Origin of the sequence: Streptomyces sp. NRRL S-455 (assembly GCF_000717875.1) — a bacterium.
Classification (GTDB): Bacteria; Actinomycetota; Actinomycetes; order Streptomycetales; family Streptomycetaceae; genus Streptomyces.
The window spans coordinates 496,318-520,667 of record NZ_JOCT01000011.1; the positions used below are offsets into that span (position 1 = coordinate 496,318).

The window sequence follows — 24,350 nt, forward strand, 5'->3', positions numbered from 1 at the left end:
CGGGACCGCCCCGTTCGGGTGAACTTCGCTGCCCTCACAGCCGCTTGACCCCCTTGATGCGCCCGGCCCGTGCCATCCGCGCCCGGGCTGCCCGCAGCCCGTTGCGCTGGCTGCCGATCCTCAGGCCGGTGCCACCGGAGAGCCAGCCGGAGGAGATGTCCGTGGCCTTGGCGGCGGCCGACGTGGACTCGGCGAGCGGATCGTTCTCGGCGCGCCGGGCCAGCGCCATCACCGCCGGCACCACGAACGGGGCGAGCAGCAGGTCGTACAGGGCGGCCGTGAACAGCAGGCTGCCCAGGCCGACATGGCGGGCGGCGGTGTCACCGACGAGGGCCCCCACCCCGGCGTACAGGAGGGTGGTGCCGAGGGCGGCGGCGACCACCACGACCATGGGGCCGGTGGCTGACTTCAGCCGGCCTGTCTCGGGCTTCACCAGGCCCGCGAGGTAGCCGATGAGGCACAGCACGAGGGCGTACCGTCCGGCCGCGTGATCCGCGGGCGGTGCCAGGTCGGCGAGCAGGCCCGCGCCGAAGCCGATGAGGGCGCCGCCGACGTGCCCGTACACCAGGGCGAAACCGAGGACGGTGAGCAGCATCAAATCGGGCACGGCGCCCGGCAGGTGCAGTCGGGCGAGGACGCTCACCTGGATCACCAGGGCGACGACGACCAGGGTGGAGGAGAGCAGGATCCGGTTGACGCGCATGAGGTGACAGCTCCTACTGCTCTTGCTGGTTCTGGCCGTCTGCGGGTGCCCCGGCGGACGGTGTCACGGTCACCGTCACCGTGGGCCGGGGGGTGGGCTTCGGCTTGGCCGGGAGCACCGTGTCGCGCGGGTCCTTCTCCGGGGCCTTGACGACGACGCCGACGATGTCGAGCTTGGTGAAGCCGGCGTACGGCGTGACGTACAGCGTGCGGGTCAGGCCGCCGCCGGAGGGGTCGACGCGGGAGACGACGCCGACGGGCACGCCGGGCACGAACGGCCGGTCGGCCTGCGAGCCGAAGGTGACGAGCCGGTCGCCCTTCTTCACCTCCGCCTTGCCGTTGAGGAGTTCCACGCGCAGCGGGCGGTCGCCCTGCCCCGAGGCGAAGCCGAGCTCGTCGCTGTTCTCCATCCGGGTGCCGACCGTGAAGTCGGGGTCGCTGGCGAGCAGGACCGTGGCGGTGTCGGGCCCGACGGTGGTGACGCGGCCGACGAGCCCGTCCCCGTTCAGGACGGTCATGTCGCGTTTGATGCCGTCGCGCGCGCCGACGTCGATGGTGATGGTCCAGGAGAAGCCCTGCGCGGCCCCTATGGCGATGACCTGCGCGCCCTTGATGCCGTACTGGCCCTGGCCCGCGACCTTCAGCATCTTGTCGAGTTGTTTGAGGCGGCTGCGGCTGCGGTCGTCACTGCCGAGCCGGGCCTTCAGGGCCGCGTTCTCCTCTTCCAGCACGGCGAGCCGGTCGTGCCGCTCGCCGGAGTCGCGGATGGCGGAGACCGCGTTGCCGACCGGGTCGACCGCGGCCGAGACACCGCTCTCGATCGGGCCGAAGACCGTCGCCGCGGCCTGCCGGGCACCGTCGACCGGTGAGTCCTCCCCACCGCGGATGTCCACCGTGATCAACGCGAACGCGATGGCGATCAGCAGCACCAGGAGCAGCCGGCTCTCTCGTGTGTCCCTCACGTGCGGCGGCCGTGCCCTTCCTCATAGGAATTCGGGAAGCCCCAGGGAACCCGAGGGGCTGCGTTTTGGGGTTTATGCCTCTATATCAACGATCCGCCGTACGAGGGGAGCTCGTCCCGTACGGCGGAATCGAAGAGTGATGTCATCTGCGCGGCTGGGCGTCGAGCACCTGCTGAAGTGCCTCGAACTCCTCGACGCACTTTCCGGAGCCGAGCGCCACGCTGTCCAGGGGGTCCTCGGCGATGTGGATCGGCATGCCGGTCTCCCGGCGCAGCCGCTCGTCGAGGCCCCGCAGGAGCGCTCCGCCACCGGTCAGGACGATCCCCCGGTCCATGATGTCGCCGGACAGCTCCGGCGGACACTTGTCGAGGGTCGTCTTGACGGCGTCGACGATCGCGTTGACCGGCTCCTCGATCGCCTTGCGGACTTCGGCCGCCGAGATGACGACGGTCTTCGGCAGCCCGGAGACAAGGTCCCGGCCGCGGATTTCGGTGTGCTCGTCGGTGTCGAGGTCGTACGCCGAACCGATCGTGATCTTGATCTGCTCGGCCGTCCGCTCACCCAGCAGGAGGGAGTACTCCTTCTTGATGTGCTGGATGATCGCGTTGTCCAGTTCGTCGCCCGCGACGCGGATGGACTGCGCGGTGACGATGCCTCCGAGCGAGATGACCGCGACCTCCGTGGTGCCGCCGCCGATGTCCACCACCATGTTGCCCGTGGCCTCGTGGACCGGCAGGCCGGAGCCGATGGCCGCTGCCATGGGCTCCTCGATGATGTGCACCTGGCGGGCGCCGGCCTGGGACGACGCCTCGATGACGGCACGGCGCTCGACGCCCGTGATGCCCGAGGGCACACAGACGACGACCCGCGGACGAGCCAGATACCGCCGCTTGTGGATCTTCAGGATGAAGTAGCGGAGCATCCGCTCGGTGATCTCGAAGTCGGCGATCACGCCGTCCTTCAGCGGACGAACGGCAACGATGTTGCCGGGTGTGCGCCCGATCATCTTCTTCGCCTCGGCGCCGACCGCGAGAATCCCACCGGTGTTGGTGTTGATCGCGACGACGGACGGCTCGTTGAGTACGATCCCGCGACCCCTGACGTACACCAGCGTGTTGGCGGTCCCGAGGTCGACAGCCATGTCACGGCCGATGAACGACATTGAGTTCCCCATCAGGATTCGTCTGGCCTTCCCACTAGCTTTTGAGGGCTTTTCAGGTAGGCAAAGGTGGGTGCTGTGACGTGAAGGCTTCCATCGTAGACGCGCCTTCGCGAACACTGCGGGAGGGTCTCCGCCAATGTCAGCAGATGCTGTGCGGGTTCGCTTGTGGAGACGGGCGTTCGGGGGCGATCGTTCCCTCGATCGGCACGCATATGCCAGAAAAGTCTGGGAGCGGCGGCCCCCAGACTTCCCTCGCCCTTCGCGCTTTACCCGCGACCCGGGAAGAAGATCTTCACTTCACGCTCGGCGGACTCCTCCGAGTCGGAGGCGTGGATCAGGTTCTCCCGCACGATGACGCCGTAGTCGCCGCGGATGGAACCGGGCGCGGCGGCGATCGGGTCGGTCGGGCCTGCCAGCGCGCGCAGCCCCTCGATGACCCGGTCACCCTCGACGATCATCGCCACGACCGGGCCGGAGGCCATGAACTCCACCAGCGGCTCGTAGAAGGGCTTGCCCTTGTGCTCGCCGTAGTGCTGCTCCAGCGTGTCCTGGTCCAGGGTGCGCAGCTCCAGCGCGGTGATCGTCCAGCCCGCCTTGCGCTCGATGCGGCTGATGATCTCGCCGGTCAGGCCACGACGGACGGCGTCGGGCTTGAGGAGGACGAGGGTGCGCTGGGTCACGACGGGCTCCTTATGTGTCAAGGTTGTGCGGTTGTGCGGTGGCACGAGGTTACCCGGCGTGTCGGGGGGCCTGTTACGCAGCGTCAGGCGTGGAGGAGTCGGACTGGGCAGCGAATCGCGCCTTCGCCTCGTCGACCTTCCGTCCGTAGTGCACGGACGCCCACCACAGGGCCGCGAACACCACGCCGAGGAAGAACATCATCGGCACGACGAAGCCCGACGCGATGAGCCCGATCTGCAGCGCCCAGCCGAGCGCGACCCCGCCGGGGCGCGTCACCAGGCCGCACAGCACCAGGCACAGGAACATGGCGACACCGCTGACCGTCCATACGGTCGTCATGGACAGGTCGGGGTCCTTCATGGCGACCAGACCGGCGAAGCCGATGATGAAGAACTCGCCGATGAGGGTCGAGGAACAGAGCGTACGCACGGGATCTCAGCCCTTCCCCAGGAGCAGTCGGGCCTCGCCGACCGTGATGACGGAACCGGTGACGAGCACACCGCCGCCCGAGAACTCGCCCTCCTCCTCGGCCAGCGTGATCGCGGCCTCCAGCGCGTCGGGCAGCCGCGGCTCGACCTGGACGCGCTCCTCGCCGAACACCTCGACGGCGATACCGGCCAGCTCGTCGGCGTCCATCGCACGGTGGCTGGAGTTCTGCGTGACCACGACCTCGGCGAACACCGGCTCGAAGGCCTCCAGCAGCTCGCGGACGTTCTTGTCGCCGCTCGTGCCGACCACGCCGATGAGCCGGCTGAACTGGAACGCCTCCCCGATCGCCTCGGCCGCGGCCCGGGCGCCCGCCGGGTTGTGGGCGGCGTCGAGCACGACGGTCGGTGACCGCCGCACGACCTCCAGCCGCCCGGGCGAGGCGACGGCCGCGAAGGCCTTGCGGACCGTGTCCAGATCCAGCGGCTCGGCGCGCTGCGCGCCGACGCCGAAGAACGCCTCCACCGAGGCGAGCGCGACGGCCGCGTTGTGCGCCTGGTGCGCGCCGTGCAGCGGCAGATACACCTCCGGGTACTCGCCGCCGAGGCCGCGCAGCGTGAGCAGCTGCCCGCCGACGGCGACCTGCCGGTCAACGACCCCGAACTCCAGCCCCTCCCGGGCCACGGTCGCGTCCACCTCGACGGCCTTCTTCAGCAGCACCTGCGCCGCCTCGACCGGCTGCTGCGCCAGGATGACGGTGGCGCCCTGCTTGACGATGCCGGCCTTCTCCGTGGCGATCTCGGCGTGCGTGGTGCCGAGCCGGTCGGTGTGGTCGAGGTCTATCGGCGTGATGACGGCGACGTCACCGTCGATCACGTTCGTGGCGTCCCAGGAGCCGCCCATGCCGACCTCCACGACGGCGACGTCCGCGGGGGCGTCGGCGAACGCCGCGTACGCCATGCCGGTGAGCACCTCGAAGAAGGACAGCCGGTACTCCTGCGACGCGTCGACCATCTCCACGTACGGCTTGATGTCCTGGTACGTCTCGATGAACCGCTCGGCGGAGATGGGGGCGCCGTCCAGGCTGATGCGCTCGGTGATCGACTGCACGTGCGGCGAGGTGTAGCGGCCGGTGCGCAGCTCGAAGGCGCCGAGCAGGGCCTCGATCATGCGGGCGGTGGAGGTCTTGCCGTTCGTGCCCGTGATGTGGATCGACGGGTACGACCGCTGCGGCTCTCCCAGGAGGTCCATCAGGGCGGCGATGCGGCTGACGGAGGGCTCCAGCTTGGTCTCGCCCCAGCGCGTGGCGAGCTCCGCCTCGACCTCGCGCAGGGCCTTGTCGACCTCGGGGTCGGTGGGCCGGGTGGGGATGTCGGCCTCGGGCGGGCCGCCCTGGGTGCGCAGGGTGCGGCTGCCGGCTTCGATGACCGCGAGGTCGGGGTCGCGGGTGGTTTCCTCGGCGATGATCTCGTCGAAGGAGTCGAGGGGGTCGGGCTGGTCGTCGGAGTTGTGGTCTGGAGGGAGCTCGCTCACGAGGCCCAGTCTACGGAGACCGACTGACATTGTTTGCGGTGGCTTGTGTCGGTGGGCGGCTGCGGGTCCGTGTGGGCTGTTCGCGCAGTTCCCCGCGCCCCTGAGCCGGTGGAGGCCCCGGTGCTGACAAGCACCGGGGCCTCCACGACGGTCGAGCCCTTACGTCTGCGGCAGGCGCTCCAGCTGGGCCTGGATGCGGGTGATGTCCTCCTCCGCCTTGGCGAGGCGGGTGCGGATCTTGTCGACGACGTGGTCGGGGGCCTTCGCCAGGAACGCCTCGTTGCCGAGCTTGGCGGTGGCCTGGGCCTTCTCCTTCTCGGCCGCGGCGAGGTCCTTGGCCAGGCGCTTGCGCTCCGCCGCCACGTCGATGGTGCCGGAGAGGTCGAGGGCGACCTCGGCGCCGGCGACCGGGAGGGTCGCCGTGGCCGTGAAGGCGTCGCCCTCCGGCTGGAGGCGCAGCAGCTGGCGGATGGCGGCCTCGTGCGGGGCGAGCGCCGTGCCGTCCAGCTCCAGACGTGCGGGAACCTTCTGGCCGTCCTTGAGGCCCTGGTCCTTGCGGAACCGGCGGACCTCCGTGATAACCCGCTGAACCAGCTCGATCTCCTGCTCGGCGGTCTTGTCACGGAACCCGGAGTCCTTGGGCCAGTCGGCGATGACCAGGGACTCGCCGCCGGTCAGGGTGGTCCAAAGGGCGTCCGTGACGAACGGGATGACCGGGTGGAGCAGACGCAGCATCACGTCCAGGACCTCGCCGAGGACCCGTCCCGAGACCCTGGCCGGCTCGCCGCCCGCGAAGAACGTGGTCTTGGACAGCTCGACGTACCAGTCGAAGACCTCGTCCCACGCGAAGTGGTAGAGGGCGTCGGCGAGCTTCGCGAACTGGTAGTCGTCGTAGTACGCGTCGACCTGGGCGACCGTGGTGTTGAGGCGCGAGAGGATCCAGCGGTCCGCCGCCGACATCTCGGAGGCGTCGGGTAGCGGGCCCTCGATCGTGGCGCCATTCATGAGGGCGAAGCGGGTGGCGTTCCAGATCTTGTTGGTGAAGTTCCGGGAGGCCTTGACCCAGTCCTCGCCGATCGGCACGTCCGCGCCCGGGTTGGCGCCGTTGGCGAGGGTGAAGCGGACGGCGTCGGAGCCGTAGGCGTCCATCCAGACCAGCGGGTCCACAGCGTTCGGGTTCGACTTCGACATCTTCTTGCCGAACTCGTCGCGGACCAGGCCGGTCAGCGCGATGGTGTGGAAGGGGGCCTCGCCGTCCATGGCGTAGAGGCCGAACATCATCATGCGGGCGACCCAGAAGAAGATGATGTCGTGGCCCGTGAGCAGGACGTCGGTCGGGTAGAACTTCTTGAGGTCCGGGGTCTTCTCCGGCCAGCCGAGCGTGGAGAACGGCCACAGGCCGGAGGAGAACCAGGTGTCCAGGACGTCGGAGTCCTGGGTCCAGCCCTCGCCGGTGGGCGGCTCGTCGTCCGGGCCGACGCAGACGACCTCGCCGTCCGGGCCGTACCAGATCGGGATACGGTGGCCCCACCACAGCTGGCGCGAAATGCACCAGTCGTGCATGTTGTCGACCCAGTCGAAGTAGCGCTTCGACATGTCCTCGGGGTGGATCTTGACGCGGCCGTCGCGGACCGCGTCACCAGCCGCCTTGGCGAGCGGGCCGACCTTGACCCACCACTGCATGGAAAGGCGCGGCTCGACCGTGGTCTTGCAGCGCGAGCAGTGTCCGACAGAGTGCATGTACGGGCGCTTCTCGGCGACGATGCGGCCCTGTTCCTTGAGCGCGCCGACGACGGCCGAGCGGGCCTCGAAGCGGTCCAGTCCGAGGAAGGGACCGTGAACCGTGATCACGCCGTGCTCGTCCATGATCGTCAGGGACGGCAGGTCGTGGCGGCGGCCGATCTCGAAGTCGTTCGGGTCGTGCGCCGGGGTCACCTTGACCGCGCCGGTGCCGAACTCGGGGTCGACGTGGGCGTCAGCGACGACCGGGATGGTGCGGTCGGTCAGCGGGAGCTTGATCTGCCTGCCGATGAGGTGCTTGTAGCGCTCGTCGTCGGGGTGGACGGCGACGGCCGTGTCACCGAGCATCGTCTCCGCGCGCGTGGTCGCGACGACGAGGCTGTCCTCGCCCTCGCCGTAGCGGATGGAGACCAACTCGCCCGCGTCCTCCTGGTATTCCACCTCGATGTCCGAGATGGCCGTAAGACACCGCGGGCACCAGTTGATGATGCGCTCGGCGCGGTAGATCAGCTCGTCGTCGTAGAGCCGCTTGAAGATGGTGAGAACGGCCTTGGAGAGGCCTTCGTCCATCGTGAAACGCTCACGGCTCCAGTCGACGCCGTCACCGAGGCGACGCATCTGGCCGAGGATCCGGCCGCCGTACTCCTCCTTCCACTGCCAGACGCGCTCGACGAACTGCTCGCGCCCCAGGTCGTGCCGGGACTTGCCCTCCTCGGCGAGCTGCTGCTCGACCTTGTTCTGCGTCGCGATACCGGCGTGGTCCATGCCGGGCAGCCACAGCGCCTCGTATCCCTGCATGCGCTTGCGGCGCGTGAGGGCGTCCATGAGGGTGTGCTGGAAGGCGTGCCCCAGGTGGAGCGAGCCCGTGACGTTCGGCGGCGGGATGACGATGGTGTACGGCGGCTTGTCGCTCTTCTCGTCCGCCTCGAAGTAACCCCGCTCTACCCAGCGCTCGTACAGCGGCCCCTCCACGTCGGCCGGCGCGTACTGGGTCGGCAGGTCGGTGCTGGGCGCTGGTGGCTGCTGCTGAGCGTTCTCGGTCACGGGAGCAGTTTAGAGGTGTCACTACTCCGTCCCGAAACGCGTTTGCTTTGCAACGGTCAGGGCCCCGACGCCATGCACACGGCAGGTCTACGCCAGGATGTCTCGAACACACAAGCATCTGGAGGGGAACCCAGACCATGAGCTACAACCAGCCGGGCCCGTACGGCGGGCAGCCCCAGCAGCCCGGTCCGTACGGCCAGCCCGGTCCGTACGGCCAACCGCCGCAGGCACCCCAGCCCGGCTATGGCTACCCCCAGCAGGCCCCTCCGCCCCAGCCGGGTTACGGCTACCCCCAGCAGGCCCCTCCGCCCCAGCCCGGCTACGGCCACACCCAGCAGGCCCCGCAGGGCGCCCCGGTCCAGCCGGGCCCCTACGGTCAGCAGCCTCCGTACGGTCAGCAGCCGCAGCCGCCTTACGGCCAGCAGCCCCAGTACGGCGTGCCCCAGCCGCCCGCTCCGGGCGGCGGCAAGAAGAAGACGGGCATCATCATCGGCGCGGTCGCGGTGGTCGCCGCCCTCGGTGTCGGGGTGTTCTTCGCGATCGGCGGAGGCAGAGGCGGAAGCGGCGGCGGTCTCGAGGACGACGGGCCGCACAAGCTGACGACGCCGGCGACCGTGCTCAGCGAGTACAAGCGCACCTCGAAGGACGGAGCGACCGCCGGCAGCGACTCGACGTCGGAGCTGGAGAAGAGCGGCGTCAAGAACGCCAAGTCCGTGGCGGGCCTCTACAACACGGTGGACCTGAGCGACTTCGACCCCGATGATCCGTCGTCCGCGGCGAAGCTGGGGACGGCCAAGACTCTTTCCCTGGCCGGCGCCTACGGCGAGATCTCCGACCCGGAGGCGACGCTGGACCTGTTCTTCGCCAACTTCGAGAAGGCGGCCGAGAAGGAGTCCGCCACCGGGTCCGGCAAGCCCGACCTGGTCGGTGAGCCCGAGGCGGCCGACCTCGACGGCGCGGTCATGAAGTGCCAGTCGGTCAAGGCACCGGATCTGCTGACCAAGAAGGAGAAGACCAACTGGTTCTGCGCCTGGGCCGACCACAGCACCATCGCCATCGTGTCGCCGGGTGACGCGGCGCAGGGCGTCACCAAGGACGTCGCGGTCGACCTCACCACCAAGATCCGCGAGCAGGTCCGCGTCGCGGCCTGACTCCGGCAACGACGAAGGCGCCCAGCGGCCGTGCTGGGCGCCTCGCGTGCGACGGGTGACTACGCCGTCTTCTGCTCGCCCGGCCCGCGTCCGCGCGCGTCGCGCGGAATCAGCGTCGGGTTGACGTTCGACTCGACGACGTCCGCCGTGATGACGACCCGGGCCACGTCCTTGCGGGACGGGACCTCGTACATCACGCCCTGGAGGACCTCCTCCATGATGGCGCGCAGGCCGCGCGCGCCGGTCTGGCGGAGGATGGCCTGGTCGGCGATGGCTTCGAGGGCCTCGCGCTCGAAGTCCAGCTCCACGCCGTCGAGTTCGAAGAGACGCTGGTACTGCTTCACCAGCGCGTTGCGCGGCTCGACGAGGATCTGGAGCAGGGCCTCGCGGTCCAGGTTGTGGACCGAGGTGATGACGGGCAGGCGGCCGATGAACTCGGGGATCATGCCGAACTTGACCAGGTCCTCCGGCATGACCTCCTGGAACTGGTCCTTGGACTCCATCTCGCGCTTGGAGCGGATCTGCGCGCCGAAGCCGATGCCCTTGGCGCCGGCCCGGGCCTCGATGATCTTCTCAAGGCCGGCGAAGGCACCGCCCACGATGAACAGCACGTTCGTCGTGTCGATCTGGATGAACTCCTGGTGGGGGTGCTTGCGGCCGCCCTGCGGCGGAACCGAGGCGGTGGTGCCCTCCAGGATCTTCAGCAGGGCCTGCTGGACACCCTCGCCGGAGACATCGCGCGTGATCGAGGGGTTCTCGCTCTTCCTCGCGACCTTGTCGATCTCGTCGATGTAGATGATCCCGGTCTCGGCCTTCTTGACGTCGTAGTCGGCGGCCTGGATCAGCTTGAGGAGGATGTTCTCGACGTCCTCGCCGACGTACCCCGCCTCCGTCAGCGCCGTGGCGTCGGCGATCGCGAAGGGGACGTTCAGCATGCGCGCGAGGGTCTGCGCCAGGAGGGTCTTGCCGGAGCCCGTGGGCCCGAGGAGGAGGATGTTGGACTTCGCCAACTCGATGGCGTCGTCACGGCCGTTCGCCCCGCCGTTCTCGCCGGCCTGGACGCGCTTGTAGTGGTTGTACACCGCCACGGAGAGGGCCTTCTTGGCGGCCTCCTGGCCGACCACGTAGCCCTCGAGGAACTCGTAGATCTCGCGCGGCTTCGGAAGTTCCTCCCAGCGGACCTCACTGGTCTCCGCGAGCTCTTCCTCGATGATCTCGTTGCAGAGATCGATGCACTCGTCGCAGATGTACACACCGGGCCCTGCGATGAGCTTCTTGACCTGCTTCTGGCTCTTGCCGCAGAACGAGCACTTGAGCAGATCGCCGCCGTCACCGATGCGTGCCACGGTGTGCTTCCCCTTCGCCTGGGAGACTCCTGGACGCCGACGTCCAAGCGGACTCCTGGTGCTGCCTTATGTCCGACGGTACCTTGCCGGGCCCCCCGTTCGGGCCCCCCTTGGCGCGGTTCGCTTTGTCGTGAACCGGGCCAAACCGTGCCAAGGGGCGGCAGACGATACAGACTCTCGCCTCAGCGCAGGCTCGAGTTGTCCATCTTCCGGGTGGTGATGATCTGGTCGATCAGGCCGTAGCTCAGCGCGTCCTCGGCCGTGAGGATCTTGTCGCGCTCGATGTCGTCGCGGATCTTCTCGACCGGCGTGGTGGAGTGCTTGGCCAGCATCTCCTCCAGCTGCGTACGCATCCGGAGGATCTCGTTGGCGGCGATCTCCAGGTCGGACACCTGACCGCGGCCGGTCTCGCTGTACGGCTGGTGGATCAGCACACGCGCGTTCGGCAGGGCCATGCGCTTGCCCGGCGTACCGGCGGCCAGCAGGACGGCGGCCGCGGAGGCCGCCTGGCCCATGCAGACCGTCTGGATGTCCGGCTTCACGTACTGCATGGTGTCGTAGATCGCGGTGAGCGCCGTGAAGGAGCCGCCGGGGCTGTTGATGTAGACCGAGATGTCACGGTCGGGGTCCATCGACTCCAGGCACAGCAGCTGCGCCATGACGTCGTTGGCGGAGGCGTCATCGATCTGGACGCCGAGGAAGATCACGCGCTCCTCGAAGAGCTTCGCGTACGGGTCGTACTCGCGGATGCCCTGCGAGGTGCGCTCGACGAAGCGCGGGATGACGTAGCGGGACTCGGCCTGCGGACCGGTGTAGCGGCCCTGCGAAGCGCTCATGTCCTGCACGGCGTGCATACGGTCGTAGATCCCGCTGCCGGGGAACTGGTTCACGGTGTCTCCTGAAAGGGGCTGAGGCGGTCGGCTGGGGCTGCTGGGGGGTCCTGGGCCCGCGCGGGGCCAGGCGGGTTCCTACGGGGCTTCTGGAGCCTCGTGGGACCGGTCAGGCCCCGGTGCCGCCGCCGCCCGGCATACCGGCGGCCGTCGGGATCACGTCGTCGATGAGGCCGTACTCCTTGGCCTCGAAGGCGTCGAACCAGCGGTCGCGGTCCGAGTCGCGGGTGATCTGCTCGACCGTCTGGCCGGTGTGCTGAGCGGTGAGCTCGGCCATGCGCTTCTTGGTGTGCAGCAGCCGCTCGGCGTGGATCTTGATGTCCGAGGCCGAGCCGGCCAGGCCGGCGGAGGGCTGGTGGATCAGAATCTCGGCGTTCGGCAGCGCGAAGCGCTTGCCGGGGGTGCCCGCACTGAGCAGGAACTGGCCCATGGAAGCCGCCAGGCCCATGGCGATGGTCACCACGTCGTTCTTGATGAACTGCATGGTGTCGTAGATCGCCATGCCGGCCGTGATGGAGCCGCCGGGGCTGTTGATGTACAGGTAGATGTCCTTGTCCGGGTCGGCGGCAAGGAGCAGCAGCTGTGCGGTGATCTTGTTCGCGATGTCGTCGTCGACCGGCTGGCCGAGGAAGATGATCCGCTCGTTGAGCAGCCGGTTGTAGACCTGGTCGCCGAGGCCACCACCGATGGAAGGCTCGCCGGCGGCGGAGGGCATCAGATTCGTCACGTATCCACCTGCTCGTCTTACGACGGCGCCGGGCCGTCTCACGTTTCCCTGCGGGGCTGGGAGCCGTCGGGGACTCCACTGCCCTCGTATTCATGGACCCTAACGCGCGGGTCCCTTCGGGGAATCCCGGAGACGGGAGTGTTCGCCGGGGGCGTAGCGCGGTGGGCTCCGCCGGTGGGGCCCGTGCGGTCTCGCCGGGGCGCTTCGGAGATCGCCGGGCTGCGGGTGTGTGGGGGCTTGTCGCGCAGTTCCCCGCGCCCCGTGAGGTCGGCCGCCCTCAGGTACGGCAAGAGGGCCCGGGGGCGTACCCCAGGGCCCTCCTCACGCACTCACCGGTGCCGGGGCTCAGCCCTCGGTCTTCTCCTCGGCAGAGGCCTCCGTGACCTCGGCCTCGGCGGTCTCGGTCTCGTCCTCTTCGTCGTCGAGGTCGATGACCTCGCCGTTGGTGTCCTTGACCGTGGCCTTCTCGACCACGACGGCCAGGGCCTTGCCGCGGGCGACCTCGCCGACCAGGAGCGGCACCTGGCCGCCCTCGACGACCGCCTGGGCGAACTGGTCGGGGGACATGCCGGAGGAAGCGGCGCGGCGCATGAGGTGCTCGGTGAGCTCCTCCTGGTTGACGTTGAGCTTCTCCTGCTTGACCAGCTCGTCGAGCACGAACTGGGTCTTGATGCCCTTGACCGCGGCCTCACGGGTCTCGGTCTCGAACTCCTCCTCGCTCTTGCCCTGGATCTCCAGGTACTTCGCGAGGTCGAGGCCCATCTGGCCGAGCTGGTGGTGCTCCAGGTTGTGCTTGCGGGTGTTGACCTCGTCCTCGAGCAGCTTCTCGGGGACCGGGACCTCGACCAGCTCGAGCAGCTTCTCCAGGACGCGCTCCTGGGCCTGCGTGGCCTGGTCGTACTGCTTCATGTTCTCCAGGCGCTTGCGGCTGTCGGCGCGCAGCTCCTCGATGGTGTCGAACTCGGAGGCGAGCTGCGCGAACTCGTCGTCCAGCTCGGGCAGTTCACGCTTGGCGACCTGGCTCACCTTGACGGTGACCTCGGCCTCCTTGCCGGCCGCCGAGCCACCCTTGAGCTCGGAGGTGAAGGTGGCCTCGCCACCGGCCTCCAGGCCCTTCACGGCGTCGTCGATGCCGTCCAGCAGCTCGCCGGAGCCGATGGTGTACGAGACGCCGTTCGCGACGCCGTCCTCGAGGACCTCGCCGTCGACCTTGGCCTCCAGGTCGATCGTCACGACGTCGCCGTCCTCGGCGGCGCGCTCGACCGGGGTGGTGGAGGCGAAGCGCTCGCGCAGCTCCTCGACGGCCTTGTCGACGTCCTCGTCGGTGACCTCGACCGCGTCGACCTCGACCTCGATGCCGGAGAAGTCCGGGATCTCGATGGCCGGGCGGATGTCGACCTCGGCGGTGAAGTTCAGCGTCTCGCCGTCCTTCAGCTCCGTGATGTCGACCTCGGGCTGGCCCAGCACGCTGAGCTCGGCCTCGTTGACCGCGTCGGTGTAGAACTTGGGCAGCGCGTCGTTGACGGCCTCCTCCAGCACCGCACCGCGGCCGAACCGCTGGTCGATGACCCGGGCCGGGACCTTGCCCTTGCGGAAGCCCTTCACCGTGACCTGCTGGTTGATCTTCTTGTACGCCGCGTCGAGGCTGTCCTTGAGCTCCTCGAAGGGCACCTCGACAGTGAGCCGAACCCGAGTCGGGTTCAGGGTCTCCACGGCGCTCTTCACGGTTCGGTCTCCTTGTGGCTGACTTCTTGGTTTCTGCCGGGGCCAGAGCGGCCCGGCGGATGCTGCCGCCCGGAGAACTTCAGACGCTGAGACACACGGGCGTGCAGCTTGCATAGTAACGGCAGCGACTACACCGCCCAAAAGGCGATCACCTGCGTGACCGGAGGGCGATCACGCTAGGTGATCGGGTGGCTGGTCGGGGTGGCGGGATTTGAACCCACGGCCTTCCGCTCCCAAAGCGGACGCGCTACCAAGCTGCGCCACACCCCGTCTGGTGCGACACGTAGGGTACATGCCCACGAGCAGCGCGGCCTCCGCATTCCGTCCGCGCCACCGCCGCGTCGGCCCGGGCGGGAATGCGGTGTGCGGCGAAGGGGTCCTACCCGCTACGATGCCTTCTGTGCCGCGGTCACCCGACCTGCGGCGCGTGCTGTGCGGGCGTAGCTCAATGGTAGAGCCCTAGTCTTCCAAACTAGCTACGCGGGTTCGATTCCCGTCGCCCGCTCTGAACGGCTCAGGGCCAGGTCAGAGGGTCATTCCTCGGCCTGGCCCTGATCGTTTTACAGGGGGCGTGTTCAGGCCGGGGTGTCCCCCGCGCGCCCCTCCGGCTCTTGATCTTGCCTCCGTCTGGGGCTTGCGACCCGCGCTCGCGTGCTGACAGATCAGCGCGGTCCGGGCGGTGCCGTGGGCCAGAGCACGTGCCGGTTCGTTCCGCCTTGTGGGTGGCCGTCCCCCGGGGCGATGGGGCACCTCCCACGCCTTACGGGCTGCCCGCGTACCGGACGTGCGCGACCTTGATCGCGATGCGTCGGCCGGAGGCCGAACGTGCCGGGTGATCACGCCCATGCCGCCGGAGCCTGGGCGGTCCTCGAAGTGGCACCCGCGCACCTGCGCCGGGTCGGAGTCGCGCGGCGCCATCCCCATAGGCTCCCCCGGTCACGGGCCGCATCTGTCGTCGGGCGGAGCGTGTCCGCCCGTGCCGGAGACCCTTGGCGCGGGGCTCGGGAGGGGGCCGTGCGGGGTCCCGGTCAGAAGCTGATCGAGTTGATGGTCTCCGCTATCGAGTTGAGGAACCGCTGGATGTCGTCGGCCATGCCGGTCGAGGCGAGGAAGAAGCCGAAGAGGACCGCCACGATCGCGGGGCCGGCCTTGATGGAACCGCCTCTCAGCAACACCACGAGGATGATCGCCAACAGCAGCACCACTGACAGTGAAATGGCCACAACTGATCACACACCCTCGGTCGGTCCGCTCTCCCGGCCCGGAGGCGCGCCCGCGCACCCCCGCCAGAACCATCGTGCCACCAACCCGGCCCCGCTATGCGGCCGGTGACCCATCGGCCACCTCACTTCTGTCCGGAACGGCCTGTGTCACCAGGCGCCAACCCGGCGGCGACGCCTCAACGGCAAGGACTCGTACGGCAATTCGATGGGCCACCCGCACAGGGAATTCCTCCCGGTCGTTTCCGTACCCACACAACGCGTTCGCAGTTAATTCGAATTGAACTCACAGGCTCCTCGACGCCTCCGCGACCAGGCCTCCCACCCCGCGGAGGCGGACATTCCACCGTAGTCGCCTGCTGGTCTTATGCACCGCTTAGTCCGGAAGTATGGCGACAAGCAGGGCCCCGGTGGTCGCCGCTGTCCGCCGTCGGGTGATGTGTTGGCCATCACGCCCACAGTGACGTCAACTTCCCGTTATCCGGGGTACCCAGAGCCAATAGCCAGGATTCACGTCCGGCGTTTTACGAATAGCCGCAGGGAACGCTAGGGTGCCTCAGATGTTCCACGCTGCCTCGTCCCCCGCACGCGCAGCGAGGTCCCGGATCGTCTCCCCGAGCTCCTGGTGGGAGGGTCTGTGACGAACTCGCTGCGACCGAACGGCGACCGCAAGGCGCCACTTCCCCCGGCCCGGTCACCGGCCGACGGAGTGCCGAGCCCGCGTTCGCCGCACAGCCCCCAGAAGAAGCAGAACGGCAAGCAGCGCGACGCGTTCTTCGACAACGCCAAGTACCTGGCGATCGCGCTCGTGGCCATGGGCCACGCCTGGGAGCCGCTCAAGGGCGACAGCCGGGTACTCGAGGCCGCGTACCAGGTCGTCTACGCGTTCCACATGCCGGCGTTCATCATCATCTCCGGCTACTTCTCCCGCAGTTTCGACATGCGGCCCGACCGGCTGAAGCGCCTGATCACGGGCGTCGCCGTGCCGTACATCATCTTCGAGACGGCCTACCCGCTCTTCAAGCGCTGGATCGACGAGGACCCGGGGCAGGACATCAGCCTCCTCGACCCCTGGTACCTGACCTGGTTCCTGGTCGCGCTGTTCGTCTGGCGGATGACCACCCCCATCTGGAAGATGGCGCGCTGGCCGCTGCCGCTCGCGCTCGGCATCGCCATGGTGGCTTCCGTCAGCCCGGAGATCGGGGACGACCTGGACCTCCAGCGCGTCCTGCAGTTCCTTCCGTTCTTCGTGCTGGGCCTGTCGATGAAGCCCGAGCACTTCCACATGGTGCGCCGCCGTTCGGTGCGGATCGCCTCGGTGCCCGTGTTCGCGGCCGCGCTGGCCTTCAGCTGGTGGGCGGCGCCCCGCATGAACACCGCGTGGTTCTACCACCGGGACGCCGCCCAGGAGCTCGGCGCGCCGTGGTGGACCGGCCCGGTCATGGTGCTCGCCATGTTCGGCTGCTCCCTGGTGCTGACCGCCTGCTTCTTCGCCTGGGTGCCGCGTCGCCACATGTGGTTCACCGCGCTCGGCGCCGGCACCCTCTACGGCTACCTGCTGCACGGCTTCCTCGTGAAGGCCGGCGACTACCAGGGCTGGTTCGAGGCGGCCTGGCTGCACAAGCCGGCCGGTGAGATCCTCGTGACCCTCCTCGCGGCGGCCGTCGTGACCGTCTTGTGCACCAAGCCGGTTCAGCGGATCTTCCGGTTCGCGATGGAGCCGAAGATGGAGTGGGCCTTCAAGCGGGACGCGGCCGAGCTGGCCCGCGAACGCCAGAGCGCCGAACGGCGCGAGCGCGAGAAGGTCAACGCCTGACCCTCGCAGCGGAACTCACCTGACGAGACCGAGAAGTGCGCGCATCCGTGCGTACTTCTCGGTCAGTCGTGTGCGGGTGGCCTCATCCAGTACCGCGAGGCGTGCCGGGTCGGCGTTGTGCGCCAGGTCCGCCTCCTTCACCAGCAACGCGCCGGGCGTGGCGAGGATCCGCGCGGCGTACGCCTCGGGCGGCTCCCCCGCCCGCTTGGTGACCGCCAGGACGATGTCCTTGGTACGGCTGCTCAGCGCGGCCTCGCGCAGCCACCGCGCGGAGAGCGCGTCGTCCTCGACGGCGTCGTGCAGCCAGGCCGCCGCGATCTGCTCCTCGTCGCCGCCCCTGGCCCGTACGCCCTCCGCGACGGCCCTCAGATGGTCGGCGTACGGCCGTCCCGCCTTGTCGGTCTGGCCGGCGTGCGCGGCGCGGGCGGTGGCTTCGATCTGGGCCAGGTTCATCGGGGTGCGGGGTGTCTCGGTCACCTCTTCAGTGTCGCCCCGCGCGACGCCGGGTGCCGTCCTGGCCGGACCCGTCTCAGCGGATGGCGGCAGCCGTCGGGCCCTCTCGGCAGATCAGCAGCAGGGCCCGGTCGTCGTTGACGTCCTTGGCCACTGCCTCGATGAGGTGCCAGGCGGCGCCGTGGAAGCCGCCGGGCACGTAGCGGTCGGCCTCGCCGGTGAGACGGTCGATGCCCTCGACGATGTCGCGGTCGGCGGTCTCCACCAGGCCGTCCGTGAACAGCATGAGGACGTCGCCCGGGCGGAGCGAACCCTTCACGGGGTCGAACTGGGCGCCGTCGTACACCCCGAGGAGCGGGCCCTCGGCCGCCTTCTCCTCCCAGCGGCCGCTGCCCGCGCTGAGCTGCAGGCCCGGCGGATGGCCGGCGGAGTACAACTCGTAGTCGCCGGAGTCCAGGTCGAGGACCAGATGGATGGAGGTCGCGAAGCCCTCGTCCCAGTCCTGGCGCAGCAGATAGCCGTTCGCGGCGGGGAGGAAGGCGTGCGGCGGGAGGGAGCCCAGCAGGCCGCCGAACGCGCCGGACAGCAAAAGGGCACGGGAGCCCGCGTCCATGCCCTTGCCGGAGACGTCGGTCAGGACGACCTCGAGCGTACGGCCGCCGTTGGTGCGCGCCGCGACCACGAAGTCGCCCGAGAAGGACTGACCGCCCGCCGGGCGCAGCGCCATCTCCCGGTGCCAGCCGTCGGGCAGGTCGGGCAACTTGCTCTGGACCCGGATGCGTTCGCGCAGGTCGAAGAGCATGGTTCCGCCGCGCCGCCAGGGCACACCGACCCGGCTGCGGAACTGGGCCAGCAGCAGGCCGAAGAAACCACAGGCCGCGACCACGAGCACGACACCGGGGGTGACCCTGGACGGCCCCTCCGTGTAGGGGCCGAGCCGCACCGACTCCACGATCAGCGCCGTGGCCGCGGCCGCGTACAGACCGAGCAGGCTCGCCGGACGCAGCAACAGACCGCCCACGACGACCGGCAGGACCAGCGCGGCCGGCGAGAACCACACCGAGTTGGCCAGGGTCGCCGCCGCGATCAGCGGGACGGTCAGCAACAGGCCGACCAGGGCGATCCAGTCCGAGCCGTTGCCGCGGAAGTAGTCCACGGCGGCTCGGCGCACACCGACGCGGGCCCGGTGCCATTGCTTCTTCAACCGGGCCGTGAACGTGTCGGCTGCCGCGCGCCGCTCTCGTCCTGATGCCATTAGTTCGGGACCCTATCCATCGGACCAGCCGCTTGGCACGGGAGGTCCCACTTGTCCCCCGTCCGAGGGCCGACTTCACAGTGAACTTCACCACGTGCGGCCCCGCCGCCGCCCGGGAGAAATTGCCTCGCTGGTCCTGCCGAGCCCTGGTAGGCATGGCTCATGGCGACTGACGCGACCGACTCCGCGGCGACCCTGCGGGTGCTCCGGCGGGACGACTGGGACAAGTGGTACGACACTCTCATCCGGGCGTTCGGCGGGGTGCCGGAGGCCACCGAGGAGCGGGAGTTGTGGAACTCGCTGACCGAGTTCGACCGTTCGATCGGCGTGTGGGACGGGGACGACTGCGTGGGGACGGCGGGGGCGTTCAGCTTCCGGCTCGCCGTGCCGGGCGGCGCCTCGGTGCGGGCCGCGGGCGTCACGATGGTCTGCGTGGCCGCCACGCACCGGCGGCGCGGCGTCCTGACGTCCATGATGCGGCGGCAGCTGGACGACGTCCGCTCCTGGGGTGAGCCGCTGGCCGTGCTCACGGCTTCCGAGCCGGCGATCTACGGTCGTTTCGGGTACGGCGCCGCCACCTTCCAGTTGAACGCCGAGGTCGACACGAGTCGGGTACGGCTGTCGTCGCTGCCCGAAGGTACGGACGCTGTACGGGTGCGGTACGCCGTTCCCGCCGACGTCCTCGATGTGTGCGAGTCCGTGTACGCGCGGCTGCCGTCGCGGCCGGGGTTGCTCGCACGGCTTCCCGGGTGGGAGCGGCTCGGGCTGCTCGACCCGGAGAGCGAGCGGGAAGGGGCGTCGCCGCTGCAGTGCGTCCTCGCGGAGCGGGACGGCGAGACGGTCGGGTACGCGCGGTTCAGCGTCAAGCCGGGCTGGGAGACTGCCGGTCCCGAGGGCACGGTGGTCCTCAGGGACTCGGTCGCGCTGGACCCCGCGGCGGACGCGGCGTTGTGGCGGTTCCTGTTCGGCATCGACCTGACCTCGAAGCTGGTGATCCGGGGGCGGCCGGTCGACGACGCGTGGCAGTACATGGTGTCCGACATACGGCGGTGCCAGCCGCGGCTGCGGGATTCGCTGTACGTGCGGCCGGTGGATGTCGGAGCCGCGTTGGAGGCGCGCACGTATCAGACGCCGGTGGACGTGGTGTTCGAGGTGGAGGACACGTTCTGCCCCTGGAACGCCGGTCGTTGGCGGCTGAGCGGGGATGCGAAGGGGGCGTCCTGTGAGCGTACGGCGGATGCGGCGGATGTCGCGTTGTCCGTGCGGGAGCTGGGCGCGGCGTATCTCGGTGGGGTGAGCCTCGCGGCGTTGCAGGCGGCGGGGCGGGTGCGGGAGTTGCGGCGGGGGGCCGTGGCGGAGGCTTCGGTGGGTTTCGGGGCCGGCGTGACGGCGCCGTGGTTGCCGCACGGTTTCTGACGGGCGGGTGTTCCGGGCCGGCGTCCAGGGCGGGGGCGTTCAACGCTGGCAGGTCGGGCACCAGAAGAGATTACGGGCGGCGAGGTCGGCGGTGCGGATCTCGCCGCCGCAGATGTGGCAGGGCTGGTTGGCCCTGCGGTAGACGTACACCTCGCCGCCGTGGTCGTCCACGCGGGGCGGGCGGCCCATCGCCTCCGGGGCGTGTTCCGGGCGGACGGTGTCGATGCGGTTGTTGCGGACGCCCTCGTGCATGAGCTCGACCAGATCGGTCCAGATCGCGTCCCACTGCGCCGGGGTGATGTCCTTGCCGGCGCGGTACGGGTCGACGCGGTGCCGGAAGAGGACCTCCGCGCGGTAGACGTTTCCCACGCCGGCGATGACCTTCTGGTCCATGAGGAGGGCGGCGATCGTCGTACGGCTGCGGGTGATGCGGCGGTACGCGGTGTCCGGGTCGGCGTCGTCGCGGAGGGGGTCGGGGCCCAGGCGATCGTGTATCGCCTGCTTCTCCGGGGGTGTGATCAGGGCGCAGGTGGTGGGGCCCCGGAGGTCGACGTACATGGTGTCGTTCGCGAGGCGGAGACGCACGGTGTCCGTGGGCGGGGGCACCGGGGCCGGGCCGAAGGTGACCTTGCCGAAGAGGCCGAGGTGGATGTGGATCCAGCCGACGTCACGGAAGCCGAGGAAGAGGTGTTTGCCGTGGGCGTCCGTGTGGGTGAGTTCCGTGCCGGTGAGGAGGGCTGCGGCGTCGGTGAACTTGCCCTGGGGGCTGGTTGTCCTGGGCGAGGTGTGGAGGAAGGCGCGGGCGTAGTCCTGGGCCAGGCGGTGGATGGTGTGGCCTTCCGGCACGGCTTCTCCTGTGATCGTCGCCCTCCCGCTCCGCCGCGGGTCCCGTGAGGAGCTCTCCCAGCCACCCGCCCGGCCCGGTGTCCTGGGCGGGCGCGGGGCCCGCGTGCTCCATGGGGGGGGCGATCCGCCTCTCTGCCCGGCGCCGCCCGGCATCAGCGGCCGGGCAGGCGTGGGCCTCGCGGGTGCCGGGGGGCAGCGCTGCGTTACTGCTGGGGGTGGTGCGGGGGGATGGGCGGCAGGTCACCCGTCGTTTCGTACGCCTTGAGCATGTCGATCCGGCGGATGTGACGTTCGTCACCGGAGAACGGCGTGCCGAGGAAGATCTCCACGAACTTCGTCGCCTCGTCCTGCGAGTGCATGCGCGCGCCCACGGCGACGACGTTGGCGTTGTTGTGCTGGCGGCCGAGCGCCGCCGTCTCCTCGCTCCAGGCGAGGGCCGCACGAACGCCCTTGACCTTGTTCGCGGCGATCTGCTCACCGTTGCCGGAGCCGCCGATGACGATGCCGAGGGCATCCGGGTCGGCGGCCGTCCTCTCCGCCGCACGGAGGCAGAAGGGCGGGTAGTCGTCCTGGGCGTCGTAGATGTGCGGGCCGCAGTCGACGGGGTCGTGACCCGCCCCCTTCAGCCATTCGACGAGGTGGTTCTTGAGTTCGTAGCCCGCATGGTCCGAGCCGAGGTACACGCGCATGGGACGAGTGTGACACGGGCGTTTCGGGGAAAGCGCGCGGGGTGGCGCTGAGGAGAACTTGAGTCGAATGTGAGGCACATTACGGAAGCTCAGGAGAACCTCAAGTAAAAATCTCGATTCAAAGGTTCCCTTAAGCGTTCACCTCCGATTCACTGGACCGGTTCGTGCACCCGCTCGACGAGCCCCTGCACACCGTCACGCCGCGACACACCCCGTGGTCGTGCGGTTCGTGCGAGAAGCAGCTCCCCGGCACAAAGGAAGTCCGCTCCATGACCTCGCAGCCGACGACGAAGATGACTGGAAACGATCCCGGAAGGCCCGGAGAACCCGGGGCGCATGACTCCGGGTTGCAGGCCGGGCTCAAGAACCGTCACCTGTCGATGATCGCCATCGGCGGTGTCATCGGCGCGGGCCTGTTCGTCGGGTCCAGCTCCGGTATCGCCACCGCCGGACCCGGCATCCTCCTCTCCTACGCCCTCGTCGGCACGCTCGTGGTGCTGGTGATGCGGATGCTGGGCGAGATGTCGGCCGCCAACCCCACCTCCGGCTCCTTCTCCGCACACGCCGACCGCGCGCTCGGCCCCTGGGCCGGCTTCACCATCGGCTGGCTGTACTGGTTCTTCTGGGTCGTCGTCCTGGCCGTCGAGGCCACCGCCGGCGCCGTGATCCTGGAAGGCTGGATACCGGCCGTACCCCAGTGGGCCTGGGCCCTGATCGTCATGGTGGTACTGACCGCCACCAACCTCGTCTCCGTCGGCTCCTACGGCGAGTTCGAATTCTGGTTCGCCGGCATCAAGGTCGTCGCGATCGCCGCCTTCATCGTCATCGGCGGACTCGCCGTCTTCGGCCTGCTCCCCGGCGTCGACAGCGACCAGGCCGGACTGAGCAACCTCACCGCACACGGCGGCTTCCTGCCCAACGGACCCGGCGCCATCCTCACCGGCGTCCTCCTGGTCGTCTTCTCCTTCATGGGCAGCGAGATCGCCACCCTGGCCGCCGGCGAGTCCGAGAACCCCCAGCAGGCCGTCACCAAGGCCACCAACAGCATCATCTGGCGCGTCGCCGTCTTCTACCTCGGCTCGATCTTCGTCGTGGTCTCGCTCCTGCCCTGGGACAGCAAGTCCATCACCAAGGACGGCTCCTACGTCGCCGCCCTCGACTCCCTCGGCATCCCCCACGCCGGCCAGATCATGAACTTCATCGTCCTGACGTCCGTGCTGTCCTGCCTCAACTCCGGCCTCTACACCGCCTCCCGCATGGCCTTCTCCCTCGGCCGGCGCGGCGACGCACCGAAGTCCTTCGCCCGCACCACCGGCAGCGGCGTGCCACGCACCGCCATCCTCGCCTCCGTCGCGTTCGGCTTCGTCGCCGTCTTCTTCAACTACAAGTTCCCGGACTCGGTCTTCCTCTTCCTGGTCAACTCCTCCGGCGCCGTCGCCCTGTTCGTGTGGCTGGTCATCTGCTTCTCCCAGCTGCGCATGCGGAAGATCATCAAGGCCGAGGCGCCCGAGAAGCTCGTCGTGAGGATGTGGCTCTACCCCTACCTGACCTGGGCCACAGCCGCGCTCATCGTCTTCATCCTCGGCTACATGCTCACCGACACCGAACACGACGGACGCACCACCATCCTGCTCTCCCTGCTCGTCGCCGCCCTCGTCCTCGTCATCGCCTTCGTGAAGGAGAAGGTGGGTGGCGGGCGACGCGCCGCTGACGCCGCCCGGGCTCGGGACGAGGTCTCGGCGGGCTGACCTTCGGGCACTCAGGGGTCCTTTCACCATGCCCCTGGTGTGCGGGGCCTGTGGTGCGTGTCGCGGTACGCGCACCACAGGCCCCTTTTCCTGTCTTCCCGTCTTCCTGTTCTCGTGTGTCTAGAGCACGGTGAAGCTGTCCTTGACCTTCTCGTACACGCGCAGGGCCTCCGTTCCGGTCCCCGCCTCGTACCAGGTGTTGACCTGGTACGACTTGCCTCCCACGTCGAAGCCGAGCAGGCGGGCGTGCCAGTGGACGCCCCTCAGCGTGAAGGTGTACTCCCAGACCACCGCCGGGCGGCCGCGGAACGTCGTCTCCTCCAGGCGGACCTTGCGGTAGTCCTGGCCCTGGTTGGCGCTGCGTTCCGAGGTCTGCCAGGTCCGAAGGAGGTTGCCGCGGGCCAGGGACGACTTGCCGACCAGTTCCTGTGTGCCGTCCGGGGAGGTGTAGTGCACCTCCGCGCCCGTCTTGACGTCCCGGCGCCAGCCGTCCGGTGTCGCCCAGGCGAACCCACCGGCCTCCCGGCGCACGCCCGGCGGCAGCGTCCGCGGCCTGGACGTCCCCTCGACGGTGGACGAGGGAGTGGGGCCGGTGGCGGGCGGTGCGGACGCCGAGGATCCCGCGCGGGGATTCTCGCCGCCCGGCGAGCCCGATTGCGTCGCCAGCAGGATTCCCACGACGGCACCGGCTGTCGCGACCGTCGCCGCCACGGCGGCGAGGATCGTACGGCGATGGCCGGTGCCGGGACCGGCGGCGGCCGGGGTGGCGGGGCCCGGGAGTTCGCCCGGTGGCATGGCGGTGGGGGCGGGTACCGGGG

20 protein-coding genes, 2 tRNA genes and 1 pseudogene are annotated in these 24,350 nt (G+C 69.3%); 5 read left to right on the forward strand and 18 right to left on the reverse strand.

Annotated elements, in window-relative coordinates; genetic code table 11:
- Positions 1-34: 34 nt before the first annotated feature.
- From mreD to IE97_RS0117080, 7 genes are all read right to left on the reverse strand, one after another.
- On the reverse strand, positions 35-703 hold the full coding sequence (mreD, locus tag IE97_RS0117050; protein ID WP_030240016.1) for a rod shape-determining protein MreD: 669 nt from the start codon (positions 701-703) through the stop codon (positions 35-37).
- A gap of 13 nt (positions 704-716) precedes the next feature.
- Complete coding sequence (gene mreC / locus IE97_RS0117055; protein ID WP_030240019.1) at positions 717-1,664, reverse strand: rod shape-determining protein MreC; 948 nt, start codon at positions 1,662-1,664, stop codon at positions 717-719.
- A gap of 142 nt (positions 1,665-1,806) precedes the next feature.
- Positions 1,807-2,826, reverse strand: coding sequence for a rod shape-determining protein (locus IE97_RS0117060; RefSeq protein WP_006133575.1), 1,020 nt, complete (start codon positions 2,824-2,826; stop codon positions 1,807-1,809).
- Between the two features lie 266 nt (positions 2,827-3,092).
- The gene (gene ndk / locus IE97_RS0117065) at positions 3,093-3,506 is read right to left on the reverse strand and encodes a nucleoside-diphosphate kinase (RefSeq protein WP_030240029.1); all 414 of its coding nucleotides are present in this window, start codon (positions 3,504-3,506) and stop codon (positions 3,093-3,095) included.
- 73 nt (positions 3,507-3,579) lie between these two features.
- Positions 3,580-3,936: a DUF4233 domain-containing protein gene (locus IE97_RS0117070; protein WP_030240033.1), complete on the reverse strand. Its 357-nt coding sequence runs from the start codon at positions 3,934-3,936 to the stop codon at positions 3,580-3,582.
- Between the two features lie 6 nt (positions 3,937-3,942).
- Complete coding sequence (folC, locus tag IE97_RS0117075) at positions 3,943-5,466, reverse strand: bifunctional tetrahydrofolate synthase/dihydrofolate synthase (protein WP_030240038.1); 1,524 nt, start codon at positions 5,464-5,466, stop codon at positions 3,943-3,945.
- Between the two features lie 159 nt (positions 5,467-5,625).
- Positions 5,626-8,250 carry a valine--tRNA ligase gene (locus IE97_RS0117080; RefSeq protein WP_030240042.1) on the reverse strand — a complete coding sequence of 875 codons (2,625 nt, stop codon included), beginning with the start codon at positions 8,248-8,250 and terminating at the stop codon, positions 5,626-5,628.
- Positions 8,251-8,387: 137 nt separating this feature from the next.
- Here IE97_RS0117080 and IE97_RS0117085 point away from each other — a divergent pair, with 137 nt between their 5' ends.
- Positions 8,388-9,401 carry a hypothetical protein gene (locus IE97_RS0117085; RefSeq protein ID WP_030240045.1) on the forward strand — a complete coding sequence of 338 codons (1,014 nt, stop codon included), beginning with the start codon at positions 8,388-8,390 and terminating at the stop codon, positions 9,399-9,401.
- 59 nt (positions 9,402-9,460) lie between these two features.
- Here IE97_RS0117085 and clpX read toward each other — a convergent pair whose 3' ends face one another.
- The 5 genes from clpX to IE97_RS0117110 all read right to left on the reverse strand — a co-directional run bounded on the left by clpX (position 9,461) and on the right by IE97_RS0117110 (position 14,359).
- Positions 9,461-10,747 (reverse strand): ATP-dependent Clp protease ATP-binding subunit ClpX, encoded by a 1,287-nt coding sequence (gene clpX, locus IE97_RS0117090; RefSeq protein WP_030240048.1) that lies wholly within the window; start codon positions 10,745-10,747, stop codon positions 9,461-9,463.
- A 182-nt stretch (positions 10,748-10,929) separates the two neighbouring features.
- Positions 10,930-11,637 (reverse strand): ATP-dependent Clp protease proteolytic subunit, encoded by a 708-nt coding sequence (locus IE97_RS0117095; protein WP_030240051.1) that lies wholly within the window; start codon positions 11,635-11,637, stop codon positions 10,930-10,932.
- Between the two features lie 109 nt (positions 11,638-11,746).
- Positions 11,747-12,352 carry an ATP-dependent Clp protease proteolytic subunit gene (locus IE97_RS0117100; protein ID WP_030240055.1) on the reverse strand — a complete coding sequence of 202 codons (606 nt, stop codon included), beginning with the start codon at positions 12,350-12,352 and terminating at the stop codon, positions 11,747-11,749.
- 357 nt (positions 12,353-12,709) lie between these two features.
- Complete coding sequence (gene tig / locus IE97_RS0117105) at positions 12,710-14,089, reverse strand: trigger factor (RefSeq protein ID WP_030240060.1); 1,380 nt, start codon at positions 14,087-14,089, stop codon at positions 12,710-12,712.
- 193 nt (positions 14,090-14,282) lie between these two features.
- Positions 14,283-14,359, reverse strand: a tRNA-Pro gene (locus tag IE97_RS0117110).
- A 164-nt stretch (positions 14,360-14,523) separates the two neighbouring features.
- Here IE97_RS0117110 and IE97_RS0117115 point away from each other — a divergent pair.
- Positions 14,524-14,594, forward strand: a tRNA-Gly gene (locus tag IE97_RS0117115).
- 523 nt (positions 14,595-15,117) lie between these two features.
- Here the strand turns inward: IE97_RS0117115 and IE97_RS0117120 are convergent.
- The gene (locus IE97_RS0117120) at positions 15,118-15,312 is read right to left on the reverse strand and encodes a hypothetical protein (RefSeq protein WP_003990237.1); all 195 of its coding nucleotides are present in this window, start codon (positions 15,310-15,312) and stop codon (positions 15,118-15,120) included.
- 634 nt (positions 15,313-15,946) lie between these two features.
- Between IE97_RS0117120 and IE97_RS0117125 the strand changes: the two genes are divergently transcribed.
- On the forward strand, positions 15,947-17,125 hold the full coding sequence (locus IE97_RS0117125) for an acyltransferase family protein (RefSeq protein ID WP_037834854.1): 1,179 nt from the start codon (positions 15,947-15,949) through the stop codon (positions 17,123-17,125).
- Between the two features lie 15 nt (positions 17,126-17,140).
- On the opposite strand, the gene IE97_RS0117130 is transcribed toward IE97_RS0117125, so the two are convergent.
- Positions 17,141-17,578 carry an HD domain-containing protein gene (locus IE97_RS0117130; protein ID WP_030240070.1) on the reverse strand — a complete coding sequence of 146 codons (438 nt, stop codon included), beginning with the start codon at positions 17,576-17,578 and terminating at the stop codon, positions 17,141-17,143.
- A gap of 76 nt (positions 17,579-17,654) precedes the next feature.
- The gene (locus IE97_RS0117135; protein ID WP_030240073.1) at positions 17,655-18,833 is read right to left on the reverse strand and encodes a PP2C family protein-serine/threonine phosphatase; all 1,179 of its coding nucleotides are present in this window, start codon (positions 18,831-18,833) and stop codon (positions 17,655-17,657) included.
- A gap of 162 nt (positions 18,834-18,995) precedes the next feature.
- Between IE97_RS0117135 and IE97_RS0117140 the strand changes: the two genes are divergently transcribed.
- The gene (locus IE97_RS0117140; RefSeq protein ID WP_030240075.1) at positions 18,996-20,249 is read left to right on the forward strand and encodes a GNAT family N-acetyltransferase; all 1,254 of its coding nucleotides are present in this window, start codon (positions 18,996-18,998) and stop codon (positions 20,247-20,249) included.
- A 39-nt stretch (positions 20,250-20,288) separates the two neighbouring features.
- Here the strand turns inward: IE97_RS0117140 and IE97_RS0117145 are convergent, their stop codons facing one another.
- Together IE97_RS0117145 and IE97_RS0117150 are read right to left on the reverse strand one after the other, a co-directional pair.
- Entirely contained in the window at positions 20,289-21,095 is an 807-nt protein-coding gene (locus IE97_RS0117145) for an Fpg/Nei family DNA glycosylase (RefSeq protein WP_030240078.1), read from the reverse strand.
- Positions 21,096-21,298: 203 nt separating this feature from the next.
- Positions 21,299-21,784, reverse strand: a complete 486-nt coding sequence (locus tag IE97_RS0117150; RefSeq protein ID WP_030240081.1) for a ribose-5-phosphate isomerase — start codon at positions 21,782-21,784, stop codon at positions 21,299-21,301.
- Positions 21,785-22,053: 269 nt separating this feature from the next.
- Between IE97_RS0117150 and IE97_RS0117155 the strand changes: the two genes are divergently transcribed.
- Positions 22,054-23,532, forward strand: a complete 1,479-nt coding sequence (locus IE97_RS0117155; RefSeq protein WP_030240084.1) for an amino acid permease — start codon at positions 22,054-22,056, stop codon at positions 23,530-23,532.
- A 120-nt stretch (positions 23,533-23,652) separates the two neighbouring features.
- Here the strand turns inward: IE97_RS0117155 and IE97_RS0117160 are convergent.
- Positions 23,653-24,350 (reverse strand): annotated as a pseudogene (locus tag IE97_RS0117160) (serine/threonine protein kinase); the annotation flags it as partial.

Bases quoted from the DNA above. Each gene is read 5' to 3' on its own strand.
- mreD (WP_030240016.1), bottom strand. From the start codon at position 703: ATGCGCGTCAACCGGATCCTGCTCTCCTCCACCCTGGTCGTCGTCGCC.
- IE97_RS0117060 (WP_006133575.1), bottom strand. From the start codon at position 2,826: ATGTCGTTCATCGGCCGTGACATGGCTGTCGACCTCGGGACCGCCAAC.
- IE97_RS0117085 (WP_030240045.1), top strand. From the start codon at position 8,388: ATGAGCTACAACCAGCCGGGCCCGTACGGCGGGCAGCCCCAGCAGCCC.
- IE97_RS0117100 (WP_030240055.1), bottom strand. From the start codon at position 12,352: ATGCCCTCCGCCGCCGGCGAGCCTTCCATCGGTGGTGGCCTCGGCGAC.
- IE97_RS0117130 (WP_030240070.1), bottom strand. From the start codon at position 17,578: ATGAACCTGGCCCAGATCGAAGCCACCGCCCGCGCCGCGCACGCCGGC.
- IE97_RS0117135 (WP_030240073.1), bottom strand. From the start codon at position 18,833: ATGGCATCAGGACGAGAGCGGCGCGCGGCAGCCGACACGTTCACGGCC.
- IE97_RS0117140 (WP_030240075.1), top strand. From the start codon at position 18,996: ATGGCGACTGACGCGACCGACTCCGCGGCGACCCTGCGGGTGCTCCGG.
- IE97_RS0117150 (WP_030240081.1), bottom strand. From the start codon at position 21,784: ATGCGCGTGTACCTCGGCTCGGACCATGCGGGCTACGAACTCAAGAAC.
- IE97_RS0117155 (WP_030240084.1), top strand. From the start codon at position 22,054: ATGACCTCGCAGCCGACGACGAAGATGACTGGAAACGATCCCGGAAGG.